The sequence below is a fragment of the Desulfovibrio sp. 3_1_syn3 genome, from assembly GCF_000145315.2.
GTDB lineage: Bacteria > Desulfobacterota > Desulfovibrionia > Desulfovibrionales > Desulfovibrionaceae > Desulfovibrio > Desulfovibrio fairfieldensis.
On sequence record NZ_ADDR02000001.1, the window covers coordinates 227,722 to 246,704 of the forward strand.

General features: G+C 62.0%; 16 protein-coding genes. 8 read left to right on the plus strand and 8 right to left on the minus strand.

Annotated features, from left to right (window positions below; translation table 11 throughout):
* Positions 1–20 precede the first annotated feature (20 nt).
* Positions 21–476, minus strand: a complete 456-nt coding sequence (gene tnpA, locus HMPREF0326_RS00900) for an IS200/IS605 family transposase (RefSeq protein WP_008686514.1) — start codon at positions 474–476, stop codon at positions 21–23.
* 248 nt (positions 477–724) lie between these two features.
* Entirely contained in the window at positions 725–1,564 is an 840-nt protein-coding gene (locus HMPREF0326_RS00905; RefSeq protein ID WP_020990118.1) for a split-Soret cytochrome c, read from the minus strand.
* Positions 1,565–1,897: 333 nt separating this feature from the next.
* Between HMPREF0326_RS00905 and dnaK the strand changes: the two genes are divergently transcribed.
* The 4 genes from dnaK to gatA all read left to right on the plus strand — a co-directional run bounded on the left by dnaK (position 1,898) and on the right by gatA (position 7,424).
* The gene (gene dnaK / locus HMPREF0326_RS00910) at positions 1,898–3,817 is read left to right on the plus strand and encodes a molecular chaperone DnaK (protein WP_008682016.1); all 1,920 of its coding nucleotides are present in this window, start codon (positions 1,898–1,900) and stop codon (positions 3,815–3,817) included.
* Between the two features lie 400 nt (positions 3,818–4,217).
* On the plus strand, positions 4,218–5,624 hold the full coding sequence (locus tag HMPREF0326_RS00920; RefSeq protein WP_009302840.1) for a hypothetical protein: 1,407 nt from the start codon (positions 4,218–4,220) through the stop codon (positions 5,622–5,624).
* Between the two features lie 26 nt (positions 5,625–5,650).
* Positions 5,651–5,947 carry an Asp-tRNA(Asn)/Glu-tRNA(Gln) amidotransferase subunit GatC gene (gene gatC, locus HMPREF0326_RS00925; RefSeq protein WP_008682021.1) on the plus strand — a complete coding sequence of 99 codons (297 nt, stop codon included), beginning with the start codon at positions 5,651–5,653 and terminating at the stop codon, positions 5,945–5,947.
* 10 nt (positions 5,948–5,957) lie between these two features.
* Positions 5,958–7,424, plus strand: coding sequence for an Asp-tRNA(Asn)/Glu-tRNA(Gln) amidotransferase subunit GatA (gene gatA / locus HMPREF0326_RS00930; protein WP_008682023.1), 1,467 nt, complete (start codon positions 5,958–5,960; stop codon positions 7,422–7,424).
* Between the two features lie 78 nt (positions 7,425–7,502).
* On the opposite strand, the gene HMPREF0326_RS00935 is transcribed toward gatA, so the two are convergent.
* A complete protein-coding gene (locus HMPREF0326_RS00935; protein WP_020990120.1) occupies positions 7,503–8,687 on the minus strand; it encodes an aldo/keto reductase in 1,185 nt (394 codons plus the stop codon).
* Between the two features lie 189 nt (positions 8,688–8,876).
* The gene (locus HMPREF0326_RS00940) at positions 8,877–9,638 is read right to left on the minus strand and encodes an SDR family NAD(P)-dependent oxidoreductase (RefSeq protein WP_008682027.1); all 762 of its coding nucleotides are present in this window, start codon (positions 9,636–9,638) and stop codon (positions 8,877–8,879) included.
* 199 nt (positions 9,639–9,837) lie between these two features.
* On the opposite strand from HMPREF0326_RS00940, the gene HMPREF0326_RS00945 reads away from it, so the two are divergent.
* A complete protein-coding gene (locus HMPREF0326_RS00945; protein WP_020990122.1) occupies positions 9,838–10,761 on the plus strand; it encodes an AraC family transcriptional regulator in 924 nt (307 codons plus the stop codon).
* 358 nt (positions 10,762–11,119) lie between these two features.
* Here the strand turns inward: HMPREF0326_RS00945 and HMPREF0326_RS00950 are convergent, their stop codons facing one another.
* The 3 genes from HMPREF0326_RS00950 to HMPREF0326_RS00960 form a co-directional block, all read right to left on the minus strand.
* Entirely contained in the window at positions 11,120–12,406 is a 1,287-nt protein-coding gene (locus tag HMPREF0326_RS00950; protein WP_008682031.1) for an L-cysteine desulfidase family protein, read from the minus strand.
* A gap of 300 nt (positions 12,407–12,706) precedes the next feature.
* On the minus strand, positions 12,707–13,906 hold the full coding sequence (locus tag HMPREF0326_RS00955) for a dicarboxylate/amino acid:cation symporter (RefSeq protein ID WP_009302834.1): 1,200 nt from the start codon (positions 13,904–13,906) through the stop codon (positions 12,707–12,709).
* Positions 13,907–14,213: 307 nt separating this feature from the next.
* On the minus strand, positions 14,214–15,104 hold the full coding sequence (locus HMPREF0326_RS00960) for a M23 family metallopeptidase (RefSeq protein WP_008682035.1): 891 nt from the start codon (positions 15,102–15,104) through the stop codon (positions 14,214–14,216).
* Between the two features lie 236 nt (positions 15,105–15,340).
* Here HMPREF0326_RS00960 and HMPREF0326_RS00965 point away from each other — a divergent pair, with 236 nt between their 5' ends.
* The gene (locus tag HMPREF0326_RS00965; protein WP_009302833.1) at positions 15,341–15,829 is read left to right on the plus strand and encodes an SMI1/KNR4 family protein; all 489 of its coding nucleotides are present in this window, start codon (positions 15,341–15,343) and stop codon (positions 15,827–15,829) included.
* Between the two features lie 249 nt (positions 15,830–16,078).
* Here the strand turns inward: HMPREF0326_RS00965 and HMPREF0326_RS00970 are convergent, their stop codons facing one another.
* Positions 16,079–16,858, minus strand: a complete 780-nt coding sequence (locus HMPREF0326_RS00970; RefSeq protein ID WP_008682040.1) for a tRNA lysidine(34) synthetase — start codon at positions 16,856–16,858, stop codon at positions 16,079–16,081.
* Positions 16,859–17,145: 287 nt separating this feature from the next.
* Here HMPREF0326_RS00970 and rpoZ point away from each other — a divergent pair, with 287 nt between their 5' ends.
* Together rpoZ and dnaJ are read left to right on the plus strand one after the other, a co-directional pair.
* Complete coding sequence (rpoZ, locus tag HMPREF0326_RS00975; protein WP_008682042.1) at positions 17,146–17,385, plus strand: DNA-directed RNA polymerase subunit omega; 240 nt, start codon at positions 17,146–17,148, stop codon at positions 17,383–17,385.
* 278 nt (positions 17,386–17,663) lie between these two features.
* A complete protein-coding gene (dnaJ, locus tag HMPREF0326_RS00980) occupies positions 17,664–18,779 on the plus strand; it encodes a molecular chaperone DnaJ (RefSeq protein WP_009302832.1) in 1,116 nt (371 codons plus the stop codon).
* Positions 18,780–18,983: the final 204 nt, after the last annotated feature.

An 18,983-nucleotide genomic window follows, 5' to 3' on the forward strand; every position in this document is an offset into this window, starting at 1 on the left:
AGTGCCCTTGCCGCTTTGGCTTACCCCTGGAAGGGGTTTTGGTATTCTCGGGTACTTACTCGATCTTGCAGAATATCATGCTTCTCTTGCTGCTGAATGTATTTTTTGACCGTTACCTCATTGAGTCCTACCGTACTGACGAAATATCCTTCCGCCCAGAATTTCCTATTGCCAAATTTGTACTTCAGGTTTGCATGCTTATCGAAAATCATCAATGAGCTTTTTCCTTTCAGGTACCCCATGAAACTTGATACACTGATTTTTGGAGGAATACTCACCAGCATGTGCACATGATCCGGCATGAGATGGCCCTCGATAATTTCAACACCTTTATATTTGCATAAGTCCTTAAGAATTTCTCCGATACTTTCTCGAATGTTGGCAAATATTATTTTCCGCCTGTATTTTGGAGAAAAGACAATGTGATACTTGCACAACCATTTTGTGTGGGCTAAACTTTGAACTCGAGTTCCCATATAAAAACACCTTTCCCTTAAAAATTACGATGGGCTTGAACAACTCTATCGTATGGGAAAGGTGTTTTTTGTATAACAAATTATTTCCACCCGCATAGCGGGTGGATTTCTGTTTCGCTCGCAAACGCTCGCTCAACTGGCTAAAGCCCCTTATACGCAACGCAAGAGGCCGGAGCAATGCTCCGGCCTCTTGCGCTTTTCAGGTCGCGTCGGCAGTGCCGACGCTCGCGGAGGTCCGCATCCCTCTCCTACGGGTGATCCTTGAACTTGTCCGCCACAGCCTTGCCGCCGCTGTGACAGGGGGTACAGTCCATGACGCCCTTGCTCCAGTTGGCCTCGTTGCCCTTGGTCATGTGGCATTCGCCGCAACCGGCCACGGCCTTCCGGATCGGGAAGGTGCCCTTGTAATTCTTGCCCTGCTCGATCTTGGCGTTCATGATTTCAATGGCCTTGCGGCAGACGTCGGCGGTGAGGCGGCCGCAGCGTTCGCTGCGTTGCTTGCTGCTGGCCTCAATCTTGTTTTCGTAACACCATTTGGATACCGAAATATGGCAGAGCACGGAATCCGAAACACCGGCGGGCAGGGCTCCCTTGAAGCCCGTGGCCGCGTCGCCCGGATTGTAGATGGGCAGGGCCGTGGTTTCATACCAGCGGAACAGCTCGTTGACCATGGGGGTGCGCTCCTTGCGGCCCCAGAACAGGGCAAAGGCCGCCGCCGCTCCGTAGAGCGCGCCGCAGATGGTCCCCCAGTCGGAAATGCCGCCCTTGTTGGCTTCCAGCATGGTAAAGGGAAACTGGTTGTACGGCGCGCCGAATTTCTCGCCCATCATCCCGATGATGCCGTAAAACGCGCCGTAACCGCAGGCATAGCCCTTGTGCCAGTAGCCTTCATAGGCCACGGGCGCGCATTCGTCCGCATTGAGTTTGTGCGGCTGCCAGCCGAACTCGCCGCCCACCTGGGCGAAACGCTCACCGGGAGCGGGCGCGGCCTGCGGCACGGCCAGAGCCGGAGCGACCAGCCCCGCCACGGCGCCCCCCACAGCCAGCCCTCCAAGTCCACAAAGCAGATGCCTTCTGTTGCAGTCCATTATGCCCTCCTCCTTTTTTGTAGGAATCCAATCCCTATTGTTAAAAAAATCACTAGCATTGCATGGAAAAGCGAGTCAACGGAATCCCCACGGAAAACAGGTTTTTTTGTAAAAATTTTCCGTCCGGCACTGGACGCGGCCGAAGAAGGACTTACATTCTTTTCCGCGCGGCACGGCCGCCTGAAACTTTGTATTTTTCAACGTCCGCCGGCAGCCCCGGAACAGGCGGATTCGCCCGCGTCGGCAGCCTGACGGAAGAGAGCGCCGACGCCGTTCGCGACGCGGGAAACATGATTTCGACAAGACTTATATTTCCCTGAGGAGGATACACATATGTCCAAAATCATCGGCATTGACCTGGGTACCACAAACTCCTGCGTTTACGTCATGGAGGGCAAGGACCCCAAATGCATCACCAATCCCGAAGGCGGCCGCACCACCCCTTCGGTGGTCGCTTTTACCGACAAGGAACGGCTGGTGGGCGAAATCGCCAAGCGCCAGGCCGTGACCAACCCCAAACGCACCATTTTCGCCATCAAACGCCTGATGGGCCGCAAATTCGACAGCCCTGAAGTCGACCGCTGGAAAGAGCATTCCCCCTATCTCATCACCAAGGCCCCCAATGACGACGCCGGGGTGGAAGTGGACGGCCGCATCTACAGCGCGCCCGAAATTTCGGCCATGATCCTGGCCAAACTCAAAGCCGACGCCGAAGCCTATCTGGGCGAGCCGGTCACCGAAGCGGTCATCACCGTGCCCGCCTACTTCAACGACGCCCAGCGTCAGGCCACTAAGGACGCCGGCCGCATCGCCGGTCTGGAAGTCAAGCGCATCATCAACGAGCCCACGGCCGCCTCCCTGGCCTACGGTTCGGACAAAAAAGCCAATGAAAAGATCGCCGTCTTCGACCTGGGCGGCGGCACCTTCGATATTTCCATTCTGGAAGTGGGCGACAACGTCGTGGAAGTGCGCGCCACCAACGGCGACACCTTCCTGGGCGGCGAAGACTTCGACCAGCGCATCATCAACTGGTTGGTGGAAGAATTCAAAAAAGAAAACGGCATTGATCTGTCCAAGGACAGCATGGCCCTCCAGCGCCTGAAGGAAGCCGCGGAAAAGGCCAAGAAAGACTTGTCCACGGCCATGGAGACCGAGATCAACCTGCCCTTCATCACCGCCGACCAGAACGGCCCCAAGCATCTTCTGATCAAGCTCAGCCGGGCCAAGCTGGAATCCCTGGTCAGCGATCTTGCGGATCGTACCATTGAGCCCTGCAACAAGGCTCTGACCGACGCCGGCCTTGACCCCAACCAGATCGACGAAGTCATCCTGGTCGGCGGCATGACCCGTATGCCTCTGATCCAGCAGGTGGTGGGCAAATTCTTCGGCAAGGAGCCCAACCGCTCGGTGAACCCCGACGAAGTCGTGGCCATGGGCGCCGCCATCCAGGGCGGCATCCTCACCGGCGACGTGAAGGACGTGCTGCTGCTCGACGTGACGCCGCTCTCCCTGGGCATTGAAACCATGGGCGGCGTGTTCACCAAGCTTATTGAGCGCAATACCACCATCCCCACGCGCAAGAGCCAGATTTTCACCACGGCGGCGGACAACCAGCCCTCGGTGTCTATCCATGTGCTCCAGGGCGAACGCCCCATGGCCAATGACAACATGACCCTGGCCCGCTTCGACCTCACCGGCATTCCGCCGGCGCCGCGCGGCGTGCCGCAGATCGAGGTCTCCTTCGACATCGACGCCAACGGCATCGTCAACGTCTCGGCCAAGGACATGGGCACCGGCAAGGAACAGTCCATCAAGATCACGGCTTCCTCCGGCCTGTCCGAGCAGGACATCCAGCGCCTGGTGCGCGAGGCCGAAGCTCACGCCAGCGACGACAAAAAGAAGCAGGAGCTCATTGAGGCCCGCAACCATGCCGACAGCCTGATCTACGGCACGGAAAAATCCCTGGCCGACCTGGGCGACAAGGCTGACGCCGTCGTGAAGAGCGACATCGAAGGCAAAATCGCCTCTCTGCGCAAGCTCATGGAAGGCGAGGACGCCGCGGCCATCAAGAATGCCACCGAGGAACTGGCCAAGGCTTCTCACAAGCTGGCCGAGCAGCTCTACCAGCAGCAAGCCCAGCAGAATGCCGGGGCCGCGGGCGGCCAGCCCGGCCCTGACGCCGGAGCGGGCGCTTCCTCCGCCAGCGGCAACGACGACGTGGTGGACGCCGATTACACCGAAGTTAAGAAATAAGCTCAGGCCGGGTTGCCCGGCTTGCCAGTAGGCTTCCGCTGTACTAAAAAGGTCTGACCGTAAAAGGTCAGGCCTTTTTTATTTCCGGAGGAGCCGCCATGCGTAGCCTGCGTCATTTTTTGCGTTTCTGTACCCCTGCCCTGTTGATCGCGGCCTTTTTCAGCTTGGCCGCCTGCCGCCAGGGGCCCCCGCCCCCGCCGGACGGGCATCCTCCGGCCGCCCATAGGCCCGCGCCGCAGCGCCCTCAGGTTCATCAGGCGCCGCAGCACCGCCCGGATCAGCCCCGGCCGCCGCATACTCCGGGACAGGCCCCCAATGCGCCGCGTCCCGATTCGCGCCCTGATTCAGGCCCCGGCGACCCGCACAAGCAGCCTTCATACCGGACAGGCAGGTAGAGCGTATGTCCGTCCAACCAATTTTCTTCCCCCGCCAGGCTTTCCTGCGGCTGTCCCTTGTCCTGCCCGCGCTGCTCATGCTGGCAGCCTGCCAGATGCCGTTCGGCAAACGCGATACCGCGCAGATCAGGCCCGCCACGCCCGCCGCGGCTCAGGGCCCCTGTGTGGTCCTGGCCCTGCCCGCCTCGGGCCCGTACGCGCCCATCGGCGGCAAGATCAGCCGAGGCGCGGGTCTGGCCCGTCAGGAACTGGCCGCCGACGGCATCAAGATACGTCTGGAAACCGTGAATACCGAAGCCCCGGACTGGCTGAGCAGGCTGTCGGCCCTGCCCCCGGAATGCGCCGTGGTGGGCGGACCGCTGCAGGCCCGCAACTATGCTCAGGCCCGTTCCGCCGGAGCCGTGGACCAACGGGCCTTTTTCACCTTCCTGCCCAGTCTGGAGCAGGGCGACGAGGGCGCGCGGGCCTGGCGCTTTTTTCCCAGCCCGCAGGACCAGATCGACGCCCTGATCAGCTTTGCCACAAACGATCTGAACATCCGCACTTACGGGGCCTTCTATCCCACGGACGCCTACGGCGCGCGCATGACCGGCATGCTGGAGCAGAGCCTCGCCGGCCAGAACATGGTGCTGCACAAGGCCTCCTATGATCCGGCGGACGTCAGTTCCTGGAGTACCGCCGTGGCCCCGCTGATCAACGCCACCCAGGCCGAGGGCAGCAGCACGCCCGTGCCCCAGACCGCCTTTGAGGCCCTCTTCCTGCCCGATTCCTGGAAAAGCATGGACATGCTGACAACCAGCCTGCTCTATAACGGAGAAGACCGCCTGGTGCTGCTGGGCACAACCCTCTGGGAGCAGAGCCTGTCCGGCAAGATAGTGCCCAATGCGGAAAAATACGCGTTGGCCGTGTTTCCCGGCGCGTGGAACGCCGCGCGTGCCCCGCGCGCCCTGCAGGCACCGGGCAACGACTTCTGGGTGGCCCTGGGCTATGATTTCACCCGTTTCGCCGTCAACCTGGGACTGAATTCACGCCTGAGCGCGCCGGAAATCACTGCCAGGGCCGGGCGCGCCGCGCAGATGATCCGGGCCATGGCCCCCATCACCTGGGACAGCGCGGGCGTGGCCCACCAGCAGCTCTTCATCTTCCAGGCCTCGCCCTCGGGCATGACGCCGCTGGACTTGGGGCAGTTCCAGCAAACCCGCGCCGCCGTGCTGCAACGTGCCGCGCTGCGCATGCAGGGCCTGCCCGCCGTGGACGCCGAGGGCAACCCCCTGGTGCCCGGCCTGCCGCCCGCCGCCGGGCAGACGCCGGACCAGAGCGGAACGGTCCAGCCCGGCGCGACGCCGTCGGCGCTGCCCCTGAGCAGCACCCCGCAACCTTCGTACAAACTGCGCCTGCCCACGCGGCGCTGAGACCGAACACGGAATAAGGATTGATCATGGCAGAACCTAACAACATCAGCCGGGAGGAAGTGGCGCACATGGCCGCGCTTTCCCGGCTGCGCGTCAGCGACGAGGAACAGAAACTCTTCGCCCGCCAGTTCGGGGACATTCTGGGCTACATGGATGTGCTCGCACAGGTGAACACCGAGAATGTGGACCCCTTGTACAGCCCGGTGCAGCACGCGGCCGAGGGCCGCGAGGACCGGGCCGTCAACCGGCGCTCGCGCGAGGAAGTGCTGGCCAACGCGCCGGAAGCGGACGGGGAATACTTCATCGTCCCACGAATCGTATAAGGACAGTTACATGACCGAGATCTGTTCGCTTTCGCTCACGGCCGTTGCCGGGGCTTTGCAGAAAAAGGAAATCAGCGCCGTGGAAGCCGCGCAAGCCTGCCTGACGCGCATGGAGGCCACGGAACCCCGGATTGCCGCCATGCTGCGCGTGGACGCGGAAGGCGCGCTGGCGCGCGCCCGTGAGCTGGACGCGGCCGGGCCGGACCCGGCCCAGGCGCTCTGGGGCGTGCCCGTGACCGTCAAGGACGCCCTGTCCACCAAAGGGCTGCCCACCACTGCGGGTTCGCGTATTCTGGCAGGTTTTGTGCCCATCTACGACGCCTTTGCCGTGGAAAAGCTGCGCCGGGCCGGAGCCGTGCTGCTGGGCAAGGCCAACCTGGACGAATTCGCCATGGGTTCGGGCACGGAAAATTCCGCCTACCAGAAAACCCGCAACCCCTGGAACACGGCCAAGGTGCCGGGCGGCTCCTCCGGCGGTTCGGCGGCCTCGGTGGCGGCCGGGCAGTGCTTCGCCTCGCTAGGCACGGATACGGGCGGCTCCATCCGCCAACCCGCCTCGTTCTGCGGCTGCGTGGGGCTCAAGCCCACCTACGGCAGGGTGTCCCGCTACGGGCTCATCGCCTACGGTTCGTCCCTGGACCAGATCGGTCCCCTGACCCGCTCGGTGGAAGACTGCGCCCGCGTGCTTTCGGTCATCGCCGGACACGACCCGCGCGACGGCACCTGCGATCCCCGGCCCGTGGAAGACTACGCGGCGGCCCTGCCCCAGAACAGCGCGGACCTCAAGGGCGTGCGTCTGGGCCTGCCCAAAGAATTCTTCGGCGACGGCCTGGCCCCGGAAGTGCGCGCGGCCTGCGAAGCGGCCATTGCGCGCGCGCGGGAGCTGGGCGCGGAACCGGTGGAAGTGAGCCTGCCGCATACCGACGCGGCCATCGCCACCTACTATATCATCGCCATGGCCGAGGCCAGCTCCAATCTGGCCCGCTTTGACGGCGTGCGCTACGGCCGCCGCGCCCCGGACGTGAAAAATCTGGAAGAGCTCTACGTCAAATCCCGTTCCGAGGGCTTCGGCCAGGAGGTCAAACGCCGGATCATGCTCGGAGCCTATGTGCTCTCCTCCGGCTATTACGACGCCTATTACCGCAAGGCCGCCCAGGTGCGCCGCCTGATACGCGACGAATACCTGGCCGCCCTGGAACAGTGCGACGTCCTCTGCGCTCCGGTTTCGCCGGTGACGGCCTGGGATCTGGGCAGCCATGCCGCCGATCCGCTGCAGGCCTACCTCATGGACGCCTACACCCTGTCCCTGAATCTGGCGGGCCTGCCCGGCCTGTCCCTGCCCGTGGGCCTGGGCGCGGAAAGCAAGATGCCCGTGGGCCTGCAACTCATCGGCCCGGCCTTCGGCGAAACCCGCCTTCTGGGCATCGGGCATGCCCTGGAGCGGGCCCTGCCGGGCATCGGGCGGCCGACGCTGTAGAGCCAGGGTTCCTGTTCAGGTTCAGGATGCCGATAACGGCCCGGAGAAAAATATCTCCGGGCCGTTATCGGCAGAGGGTCAGCTTTTTTGGATCTGTTGCTGTTCATGGGCGGGATAGCGATCGCCCATGACGGCAATGACGGCGAGTTTCCGCTCCAGTTTATCCCAATCAACGCCGGGAATCGTCACCTCGGCCGCTCGTAGATTTTCTTCCAGGTGTGCGAGCTTCGTCGTGCCGGGGATGGGCACGATCCAGTCTTTCCGGGCCAGCAGCCAGGCCAGGGCCACCTGCGCGGCCGAGAGCCCCCTGGGGCGGCCGAAACGACGCAAGGTCTCCACTATGGGCATATTGGCCCGCATGGCTTCCGGCGTGAAACGCGGCAGGCTGCCGCGATTGTCGTTACCGGAATCGAAGCGGGTGAATTCGCAGAGATCACCGCCGAGATAGCCCCGATTCAGAGGACTGTAGGGCACAAAACCTATGCCCAGCTCTTCGAGCACGGGCAGGACATCTTTCTCCGGCTCGCGCCACATGAGATGCCATTCGCTCTGCATCGCCGTGACAGGCTGCTCCGCATGGGCGCGGCGGATAGTTTCCGGTCCCACTTCACACAGGCCGAAATGCCTGACCTTCCCCTCCCGGATCAGGTCCCCGACCGTTCCGGCCACTTCTTCAATAGGCACGGCGGGGTCAAAACGGTGCTGGTAAAAGAGGTCGATGGCGTCAATCCTGAGCCGCTTCAGAGAATTTTCGGCCACCTTCCGGATGTTCTCAGGGTGACTGTCCAGCCGGCCCTTCTGATATCTCCCGTTGACGATGCGGTGCCCGAATTTGGTGGAAACGGCCACCTTGCCCCTGTATGGAGCAAGCGCTTCGCCCACCAGAGCTTCATTGGAAAGCGGGCCGTAAACCTGCGCCGTGTCGAACAGGGTGACGCCATGCTCCACCGCCTGCCGGATGAGGGCCGTCATGGCCTTTTTGTCAGGTGAGACGCCGCGGTTATAATCGGCCCCCATGCAGCCGAATCCCAGAGCTGAAACCTCCAGGGCGGCACTGCCGCTGCCCAGAGTCCGGCGTTTGCGTATCAGGGGTATATCCACGCTCCCGGCGGGAGAAGCCGGAGATGTGGCAAGACCTACTCCGGGCAGACCCATCAGAATAGCCGGAACCGCAAACAAGGCCGCTCCAGCCTTGAGCAGGCCGCGCCTATGCACGGCCGTGCCGCCCTTCCACGCTGCGGCGTCGTGACGTTGTGTTTTCATGATATGCATCTCCCTTTCTTGTCGATAACAGACTTCAATTCCCGCTGACGGAGAAACAGCCCCTAGAGCGTTTTGAGATTAAAAATATCTCAACGCCCGGTGCGGATTTTCACGGAAAATCCGCACCGCTAAATTATCGCAAGGTGAAGTTGCTTCGCCGTTAAGCGATAATTCCAAGCGCAGAATGCTCTATTTGGCCGTATAGCCCCCGTCCACCACGATGGCCTGACCGGTGACGAAACTTGCCCCTGAACCGCACAGCCAGAGTACGGCCTCCGCGATTTCCTCGGGCCTGCCCAGGCGTCCCATGGGAATTTCGGCGATCAGGGCGGCCTCCAGCTCTCTGTTGCCGTCAAGCAGCGCCCCGGCCATCGGAGTGCGGATGACGCCGGGGCATATGGCGTTGATCCGGACGCCTTGCCGCGCATAGTCAAGAGCGGCCGTACGCGTGAGCCCGATAATGCCGTGCTTGGAAGCAATGTAGGCCGCCTGTCCGGGAAATCCCGTCACTCCGCCCTGAGAGGAGGTATTGACGACGGCTCCGCCGCCATGTCCGAGCATCCAGGCGATTTCGTGCTTCATGCAATTCCATGTGCCGCGCAGATTGACGGCAACAGTGCGGTCGAAATCCCCGGCGGCCATGTCCGCTGCGGGAATCTGCGGCGTCTGAATGCCGGCATTGTTGAACGCCGCGTCCAGGCGGCCGAAATTGTCCACGGCGGCCTGAACCAGATTCGCCGCCTGTGCGTCGTCCGCGACATCGCAGGTCAAGGCCACGGCCTTATGTCCGGCATCCGCCAGTTCGCGGGCAGCCCGCCGCACCGGGTCCTCCCTGATGTCGGCCATGACGACGGCAGCTCCCGCTCGGGCGAATGCCCATGCGGCGGCCAACCCTATGCCCTGTCCGGCCCCGGTGATCGCAACGACCTTGCCTTCATATTCCCTGTTCATGTCCACCTTCCGTATGTTGTGATGACGCCTTCCTCGGCGGAATTCCTGTTCCTCCGCTTCTCGGGGCACCATAGGTCGCCCCTTCTCCGGCGGGTAGACACAAATGAGGCGAAATACTGCCTGATCCTCCACAGATGACGGATGACCAAAGTTACGGTATATGGAAGACATGGCTGACGGAAGAACAAGGAGACAGCTGATGCAAAGAGCGCCCGGAGAACTTGAAAGCATCAACGAGGAGTTGAAAAAATCCATCTTGCGCCGTCTTCCCCAGCCCGGAGAGTGGCGCTCCGGCGTGGCTGGCCTGTCGCTTGTGCGGCGGGAGGACGCCAACAGGCTGCACACATTTTACACTCCGTTCATCGGGGTAACGATACAGGGCGTAAAGCATACTGTTCTGGGCAGGGAAGAGTATCACTACGGGGCCTGCCACTGTTTCGTCACAGGAGTGGACATGCCCAGTGAGAGCTATGTCAGCGCAGCCTCTCCGGAAGAGCCGTTTTTAGCATTATCCATTGATTTGAATCGGACCGTCATCGCTGATCTGATCGCCGGCATGCCCCCCGCTCCTTCGCCCGGAGATGAGAAAATCGGGGCCGCCGTGGAGAAAATTTCACCCAAGGTGCTGCTGGCCTTTCTCCGTTTTGTGACTCTGCTTGACGAACCGGATGAAATTCCTATTGTCGCGCCGATACTTGTCAGGGAAATACATCACCGCCTGTTGCTCGGGCCGCAGGGCGGATGGCTGCGATCCGTTTGCTCGCTGGGCACAAAAAGCAATCATATCGCCCGGATCATCAGCTGGTTACGCGACAATTTCCGCGCCCCGCTGCATGTGAACGAGCTGGCGGACATGGCCCACATGTCGCCCTCGGCCTTTTTCCGGCATTTCAAGCAGGTGACGACGCTCAGCCCCCTGCAATACCAAAAAACGCTGCGCCTCTATGAGGCCAGGCGTCTGATGCTGACGCAAGGGCTTGATGCGACCGGTGCGGCATATGACGTGGGTTATGAAAGCACCACGCAGTTTATCCGCGAATACAAGCGGCAGTTCGGCGAACCGCCTCTGCGTCATATCACGCGATTGCGCGCGGAAACGACGGCTGACGGAGGAGCGCAATAACGGAATCCCCAGAGCATTTCAACGTTGAAATGCTCTAACGCTGAACACGGTGAGGCGCACCGCAAAGACCGGCCCGACGGGCGGCCCGTAGGGCCGTGTCTGTGGCCCAAAGGGCGTACAGGCATTGAGAGCAACGCGGCGTGGATTCCGGCAAAGCGACCGAAGGCAGCCTGAAGGGCTTTGTCCCTGTTGGCGAGAACGGAACCATACAGGGATCGACAATAGCGATAAGAGTGCTTTTTGCCGGAATGACTCCTTTAAAACGTGTAGCGGTTCAAAGCTAATCTGCTCTAAAAGAGCAAGGCCCGTGTCCGACACGGGCCTTGCTCTTTTGGGGATTCCTGGAATGAAACCGGCGTTATTTCTTGTGCAGCATGATGTCCAGAATCACCTTGTCCGTCTCGCGCATGCCCGTGGAGCCCAGACGCCCCAGATTGGCGATGCAGATTTCAATGTCCGCGTCCACGATGCCTTCGTTGCCGGGCACGGCGGAACCCTCCATGGCCAGCATCACGGCCTGGATGCCCGCCCCCACGGCCGAAGCCACCTTGAGCGCGCAGGAGCTCTTGGCCCCGTCGCAGATCATGCCCGCGATGGTGCCTACCATGTTGCGCACGGTCATTTCCATTTCCTTCAGCCCGCCTCCCAGCAGCATGGCAATGCCGCAGGCCGCGGCCGTGCCCGCCACCATGGCCCCGCAATGGGCCGAAAGCCGCCCGAGATGGTGCTTGATGTGGATGGACGCGAGGTGGCTCATGATCAGGGCGCGGGCCAGCTCCTCGTCGCTCTTTTCCTGGCGGATGGCGCAGGCCACCACCGGCATGGTGCAGGTGATGCCCTGATTGCCGCTGCCGGAATTGCTCATGACCGGCATCATCACCCCGGCCATGCGCGCGTCCGCCGCGGCCGCCGTGAGTTTGACCGCGAAAGTGGGCATGTCGTCGGCCAGGATGCGCCGCCGCACCTGGGCGTCCATGCTTTTGCCCACGGCCAGGCCGTACTGGCGGGTCAGGCCTTCCTCGGCCACTTGGCGGTTCATGCGCGCGGCCTCCAGAATGAAGGCAATGTCCTGCAGCGGGGCCGTGGCGGCGAACTCGTAAATGCCGGCCAGGGTCAAAGGCCAGTCCTCCCCGGCGGCGCTCCGGTTTTCCGCCCCGGCGGCATCTTCTTTCTCGAAGATCAGCTCACCGTCGCGCCAGACTCTGGTGATATTGGCGTGGCTGTCCCGCAACTCGGCCTTGGCCGTATGCCCGGCGGCCGCCGCAGTCACCGTGCAGTACAGCAACAGATCGTTGCCCGGCAGCTTCAATTCCACCCGGCCGGCCTTGAGCATGGCCCCGGCCGCGTCCACCTGGGCGGGCGTCAGGTCCCGCAGGCATTCCAGCCCCAAGGCGCTCTTGCCGCCCAGCGCGCCCGCCGCCGCCGCGATGTTCAGGCCCATCTCGCCGGTGCCGGGCACCATGACGCCCATCCCGTTCTTGAGCAGATTGGCGCTGACCTCCACACAGAGACGCTCCGGCACGGCTCCCAGGGTTTCGGCCGCCTTGGCCGCCGTGAGAGCCACGGCGATAGGCTCGGTGCATCCCAGGGCGGGCACCACTTCCTGGTGGATCAGATCAAGAAAGGCTTGCTTGGACGGGCACATGCGTTCTCCCTGGTATCTAGAGCAGATTAACTTTGAGAATTGACATTCTCAAAGTTTGCGCTGCCCGCAACCTGCGGCGGGGACGCGGTCCCACCTTGGCTTCTGGCGCGGGCGTCCACTTTCGTAGCCGCCAGAGCAGTTTAACTTTAAAAGTTAAGCTACTCTAATTTTTCAAATTAGACACACAAAACCCCACGGGTTTTGCGGCGGCGTAGCCGCCGTGGGGCAGCGAAAAACCACGCTTTTCCGCTGACGATCCTGCAAAAATTGAGAGCATATTTATGCTCTCAATTTTTGCAATCAAACACTAGTCCCCGAGTGCTGCAAAGGCCCCAATTCGCCGTGGCGGTTGAAGATGCCGTCCAGCATAAGGGTCAGAGCGCCGTCGCCGGTGACGTTGCAGGCCGTGCCGAAGCTGTCCTGCAGGGCGAAGATGGCGATGAGCAGGGCCACGCCGGTCTGGTCAAAGCCCAGCACGCCGGTCACGATGCCCAGCGAGGCCACCACCGTGCCGCCGGGCACGCCGGGCGCACCCACGGCGAAAATGCCCAGGAGCACGCAGAACAGCAGCATGGTGCCCACCGAGGGCAGCGTGCCGTAAAGGATCAGGCTGATGGTCATACAGAAAAAGGTCTCCGTGAGCACCGAGCCGCAGAGATGCACGGTGGCGCCCAGCGGCACCATGAATTCCACCATGGTCCGGCTGAGCACCGGCGAGCGGCGCGCGCACTCCAGGGCCACGGGCAGGGTGGCGGCGCTGGACATGGTGCCCACGGCGGTAAGATAGGCGGGCGTGTAATAGCGGAAAACCTGGGAAGGATTGCGGCCCGACACGATCCCGGCGATGCCATACAGTACGGTCAGCCAAATGAAATGGCCGAAGATCACCAGAGCCACCATGGTCACGAAAATGGGCAGATGCTTGGTCAGCGAGCCCTCATAGGCCAGGCCCATGAAGGAAAGGCCCACGAAAAAAGGCAGAATGGGGATCAGCACCCGCGTCACCAGCCAGGTCATGATCCGTTCCAGTTCGGCAAAGACCTTGCCCAGGGTTTCCGACTTGGTCCAGGCGATGGCCACGCCGAAGAACAGGGCCGTGACCAGGGCGCTCATGACACTGAACAGCGGCGGAATGTCCAGGCGGAAGACCATTTCCGGCAGCTTGCGCAGGGTCTCCGTTTCCGTGGCGATGGACAGGTGCGGAATGACCAAGTAGCCCGAGCCCATGGAAAACAGAGCCGCGCCCAGTGAGGAGGCGTAGGCCAGGCAGACGGCCACCACCAGGATCTTGCTGGCGTTCTGCCCCAGGCGCACAATGGCCGGGGTAATGAAGCCCACAATGACCAGCGGCACCAGGAAGAAAATAATCTGGCCGAAAATATGCCGCAACGACACCACCACGTCCATGACGGCCTCATTGGCCACAAAGCCCAGCAGCGCGCCGAGCACAAGCCCGGCCAGCAACTTGAGGATGAGCGAAACATCACCGATCTTGGCCATCCTGATCCTCCGCAAGGTTGAATAAGATTCACGCTCCAGAGCAATTCAGATTTGAAATGAACAATTGCTCTGGGGGCCGCGTGAGTTGACACCCGCGCCCAAGTGCAAGGAAAAACGGCGTTTTTTCCGCAGCATACGGACGGCGTAGCGTTTGAAATGCACACATTTCAAACGCAAAATGCTGTAGGGCGTGGATACGCGCGGAACGTGCCGACAGCGTATTATTCAGTATACGCCAGGGCCGCCCTGTTCCGCAATAGTCAAAGCTATACATAAATATAAGGAGACACGAAAGCCGAGGCGGGGCCTACTCCAGAATATAGCGCATGGGATTCACGGGCACGCCGTTGAGCCGTACCTCGTAATGCAGGTGCGGGCCGGTGGTGCGGCCGCTCATGCCGATGTAGCCGATGATCTCGCCGCGCTTGACCCATTGGCCGGGCTGCACGGCCCAGCGCTGCATGTGCCCGTACTTGGTGACGATGCCGCCGCCGTGGTTGATTTCCACGCTGTTGCCGTAGGCGCCGTCGCGCGCGGCCAGGATCACCGCGCCCTGGGCCGGGGCCAGAACAGGCGTGCCCATGCGATTGCTGATGTCCAGGCCCTTGTGGAACTGGCCTCCGCCGCCGAAGGGCGAGGAACGTCCGCCGAAACTGGAGGAAATAAAGCCCACCACCGGCCAGATGGACGGCATGGAGGCCAGGGCGTCGCGGTTTTCGCGCAGGGCGCGCAAAAGATCCTGCTGGCGCACTTCTTCCAGGCGCACGGATTCGGAAAGGTGGGAAAGAAAATCCTGCATCTTGCGCGCGGCCAGTTCCTGCCGGTGCAGGGGCAGATAGGCGCGCGAAAAATCGCCGGGCGCGCCGCCCACTTCGGCCGGGTCCTTTTCCATGTTCATCATCATCCGCAGCTTGGAATCAAAGCGCTGCACGCGCTGCAAATCCTGGCTGACGCCGGTGATCCGCCCGGCCAGGTTGACGATCTGGCGGCGCTGCTCCTCAATGACCCGCTGGGCGTTGTTCAGATTCTCATCCAGATGGCGCGCCTGAAGCCAGGCCCGCCAGAGCCAGGCGTTGCAGGCGATCAAGGCCAGGATCAGCAGACCGGCCGTGAAGCAGAACCAGCCACGCATCCGCAGATTGCGGCTGCCGCTGCGCCCTTCCTTGAAAATGACGATGTGGTATTTGCCGAGCAGCATGGAGCGGATAGTTTAGGGTGCGCTCCGGCCCCTGTCAATGCGCGGGCGGCAAATGATTTTCCGGGCCTGCCACGCACGGAGGACGGCAAATCCTTTGCCCATGCGGCTGACTCCTCGATTCAAGAGATATCCGCCCCGCCGGGCATCTCTCCCATTGCTGACAATGCGGCGGCAGACGTGTATGGTTCTTTTTGCGGCTTGCGTTGCAGCGCACCCGCAGCAAGGAGAAAACGCCCATGCCGGAGAATATCCCCACGTCCCCCGCTTCTTCCGTTGCCGCCGCTCCCGGCGCTTCCAACGCCCCCGAAGACCCGGCGAAGCGGGCCCTGCAGGCTCTGTTGCCCGAATTCTACGCGGCCGTGGGCGAATTTGAAGACCTGAAGGCCGCGCCGGGTCTCAGCCCGGAGGCGGTGGCGGCTTTGGAGAAAAAGCTGGAATTCGGTTTTTCCAAGGAACTCAGGGAACTGCTCACGCGCTGCGCCGCCGTTTCCATGGCGGGCCTGTCCGTGAAGGCCGCCGAGTTCGGGCCCATTGTCATGCCCGGCTCGGACGCCCTGATCATCGGCGAATTTTATCTCTATAACCCCGGCGACCGCCTGCTCATGCTGCCCGACGATCCGGCGGTCTACTATCTGGAGCAGCGCAACGGGGCCATCACCAAAATGGCCGACGGGGTGTTCAACTTCTTCAACAAAACGCTGGTGAAATACCTGTACTCCGACTAAATCCGGGCTTCACGCCGGTTTCCGCGGCATGTCGTCCATCTGAATATAACGGTCCAGCACGTCCGCCAGCTCCTCTTCCGCGTGATCCGCACGCTTTCGGCACCCCTCTCCTTTCCGGTGAGGGCATTGCCCGCCAGGGCAATAATCCGCCCGGCGTGTTGCGGGAAACATGCCGCAGCCGCCATCTCCATGTCTCGTGACCCGGGCATGACGACTCCCCCCCTGATGTTCGCAGTATGACGTCCCCGCTCAGCGCGCCGCGTCCTCCGCTCCGCCGTCCGGCTCCTCGGGCAGGCTGTTTTTATCCAGCTGCCAGCGGATCAGGCCGTTAAATATGCTGCGGCGGGCATCCTTGGTCAGGCCGTAAAGGCCGGACAAGGTTTCGGCCATGGCGCTGCGCGCCGTGTGCCCTGCGGAGGGGCAGGCATTGGCCCAGACCGGCAGTTCCCACTGCCGGGCGGCCTTGAGGATGTACTTCTTTTCCACCAGCAGAAGCGGCCGGATCAGGCGCAGCCCGCCGTTGAAAAAGGGCTCGCACATGCTCATGCCGTCCACCCGGCCGTTGCGGCAGAGATTCAGAAAAAACGTCTCCACCAGATCCTCGGCGTTGTGGCCCAGGGCCAGATGGGTCAAACCGTAGCGCGCGCAGAGCTCGAACAGGCGTTTGCGCCGCAGCCAGGCGCAACGGAAGCAGGCCGAGCGGCGCAGATTCTGCTCCGAATGGGCCTGCGGCCCATAATCCGTCACCTCCAGATGGGCGGGAATGCCCTCGCGGGCCAGCCAGGGCAGCAGGGCGGCATGACTGTGCGGGTCAAAACCGGGATTGAGATGCACGGCCATGAGCTCGAAGCGAAAGGGCACAATACCCTGGCGGATTTTCAGGGTCTTGAGCAGCACAAAGCTGTCCACGCCGCCGGATACGGCCACTCCCACCCGACAGCCGGGCCAAAGCATGCCGGTTTTCTGCATGGCCTTGCCCGCGCTTTTGACGCAGACCTCCTGGGCGAAGGAGCGTTTCTCGCGGCTCACGGGCGATCCTCCCTCTGGCCCGAGGGCACGGACGACTTTTCCATGGCTGCGAACAGGCAGACAAAACGCATGGCTCCTCCGAAAAACGCCGGACTGTCCGGCGGCGGTTGGTCCTTGACAGATCGCAATCCCCCCCCTATCATATCTTATTTCAGCAGGCAAAGCCCTAGTACTCAGGCGCATTCGTTCGCCCGCCCTCTTTACAACAGGCCGGGCGGTATTATTTTTCAACCGGATTTCCCGGAACAGCGGTCGGCGCGTCAAGGTCGGCCGGACACGGAGGCAGCATGGCCCGTATTACTGTGGAAGATTGTCAGGAACGCGTGGACAACCGTTTCTTGCTGGTGCAGATGGCCATCAAACGCGTACACCAGTACCGCGAAGGGTATGAACCCCTGCTGGAAACGCGCAATAAGGAAGTGGTTACCGCCCTGCGTGAAATTGCCGCCGGCAAGGTCATGCCGGACGACAAAAGTCTGTACAACCCCCTGTCCGGCGGGCAGGGCGCGCCCAATACCGAGGGCTAGCGGAGTCTGATCCGCGTGCCCCCTCTGTCCCCCGGTCCGCGCGGCGAGCCGGGGGACAGACGTCAGCATGGGCGCGCGCCATACCGGAACTACAGCATTTTGCATTTGAAATGTGTGACATTTCAAACTCTACGCCGCCCGTGTGCCGGGGATGGCGACAGCAACCTGACACGTGGTCTTTTCTCGCACTTGGGCACGGATGTCCGCTTACGCGGCCACCAGAACAATTCACTCATTTCAAACGTGAATTGCCCTAAACGCAAAAGCACCTGAAAATTATGATGCAGCGCGACTACTACGAAGTTTTGAGCGTCAGCCGTACCGCCGGAGAGGACGAAATCAAACGTGCCTACCGGAAAATGGCCATGAAATACCATCCTGACCACAACCCCGGCGACGACGAGGCTGAGCAGCGATTCAAGGAGGCCGCCGAGGCTTACGACATACTGCGCGACCCGGACAAACGCGCCCGCTACGACCGTTTCGGTCACGCGGGCGTGCAGGGCAACGGCGGCGTGGGGGGCTTCGGCAGTGCCGAGGACATTTTCGCCCATTTCAGCGACATTTTCGGAGACCTCTTCGGCTTTTCCTCGGCTTCGCGCGGTCCGCGCGCCATGGCCGGAGCGGATCTGCGTTACAACCTGACCGTCAGTTTCGCCCAGGCGGCCAAGGGCGATGAAATCACCTTGTCCCTGCCCAAGCACGTCACCTGCCCGGACTGCAAGGGCAGCGGCGCCGCGCCCGGCAGCAAGGTGGAAAGCTGCCGCCAGTGCAACGGCACGGGCCAGGTGCGCCGCTCCCAGGGCTTTTTCCAGATTGCCATGCCCTGCCCGATCTGCCAAGGCACGGGACAGATGATCACCAAGCCCTGTGCCAAGTGCAGGGGTGAAGGCATTGTCACGGACACGCGCGAGCTGGTGGTGCGCGTGCCCGCCGGGGTGGATACCGGCACCCGCCTGCGGGTGCGCGGCGAGGGCGAGGCGGGCGTGCACGGCGGCCCTCCCGGCGACCTCTACGTGGTGCTCACCGTGGAGCAGGACAAACGCTGGCAGCGCCAGGGCCAGAACCTGATCTACAGCCAGGAGATCAGCTTCGTGCAGGCCGCCCTGGGCCACAAAGTGGAAGTGCCGGGCATCGACGGCCCCCTGCCCCTGGAAGTTCCCAAGGGCGTGCAGAGCGGCACACTGTTGCGCCTGGCGGGCGAAGGCCTGCCCTACCCCGGCCGCAGAGAGCGCGGCGACCTGCTGGTGGAAGTCAAAGTGCTCACCCCCACCCGCCTTTCCTCCAAACAGGAAGAACTGCTGCGCGAATTTGAACAGGCCGGGGAACAGACTCCTTTGGAAAAAGTCAAAAAAGCCGCCAAAAAAATCAGCAAGGCCATGGGCCTGGATTAGAGCAAAGTAACTTTTCAAAGTTACTTTGCTCCGGCGGCTGCGAAAGCAGACGCCCGCGCCTGAAGCCAAGGTGGGACCGTGTTTCCACCGCAGGCTGAAGGCAGTGTCAACGTTGAGAATATCAATTCTCAACGTTAATTTTCTCTAAGTTTTCCGGAGCAATTCGTGTTTGAAATGGATGCATTGCTTTATCAGCAACCACAG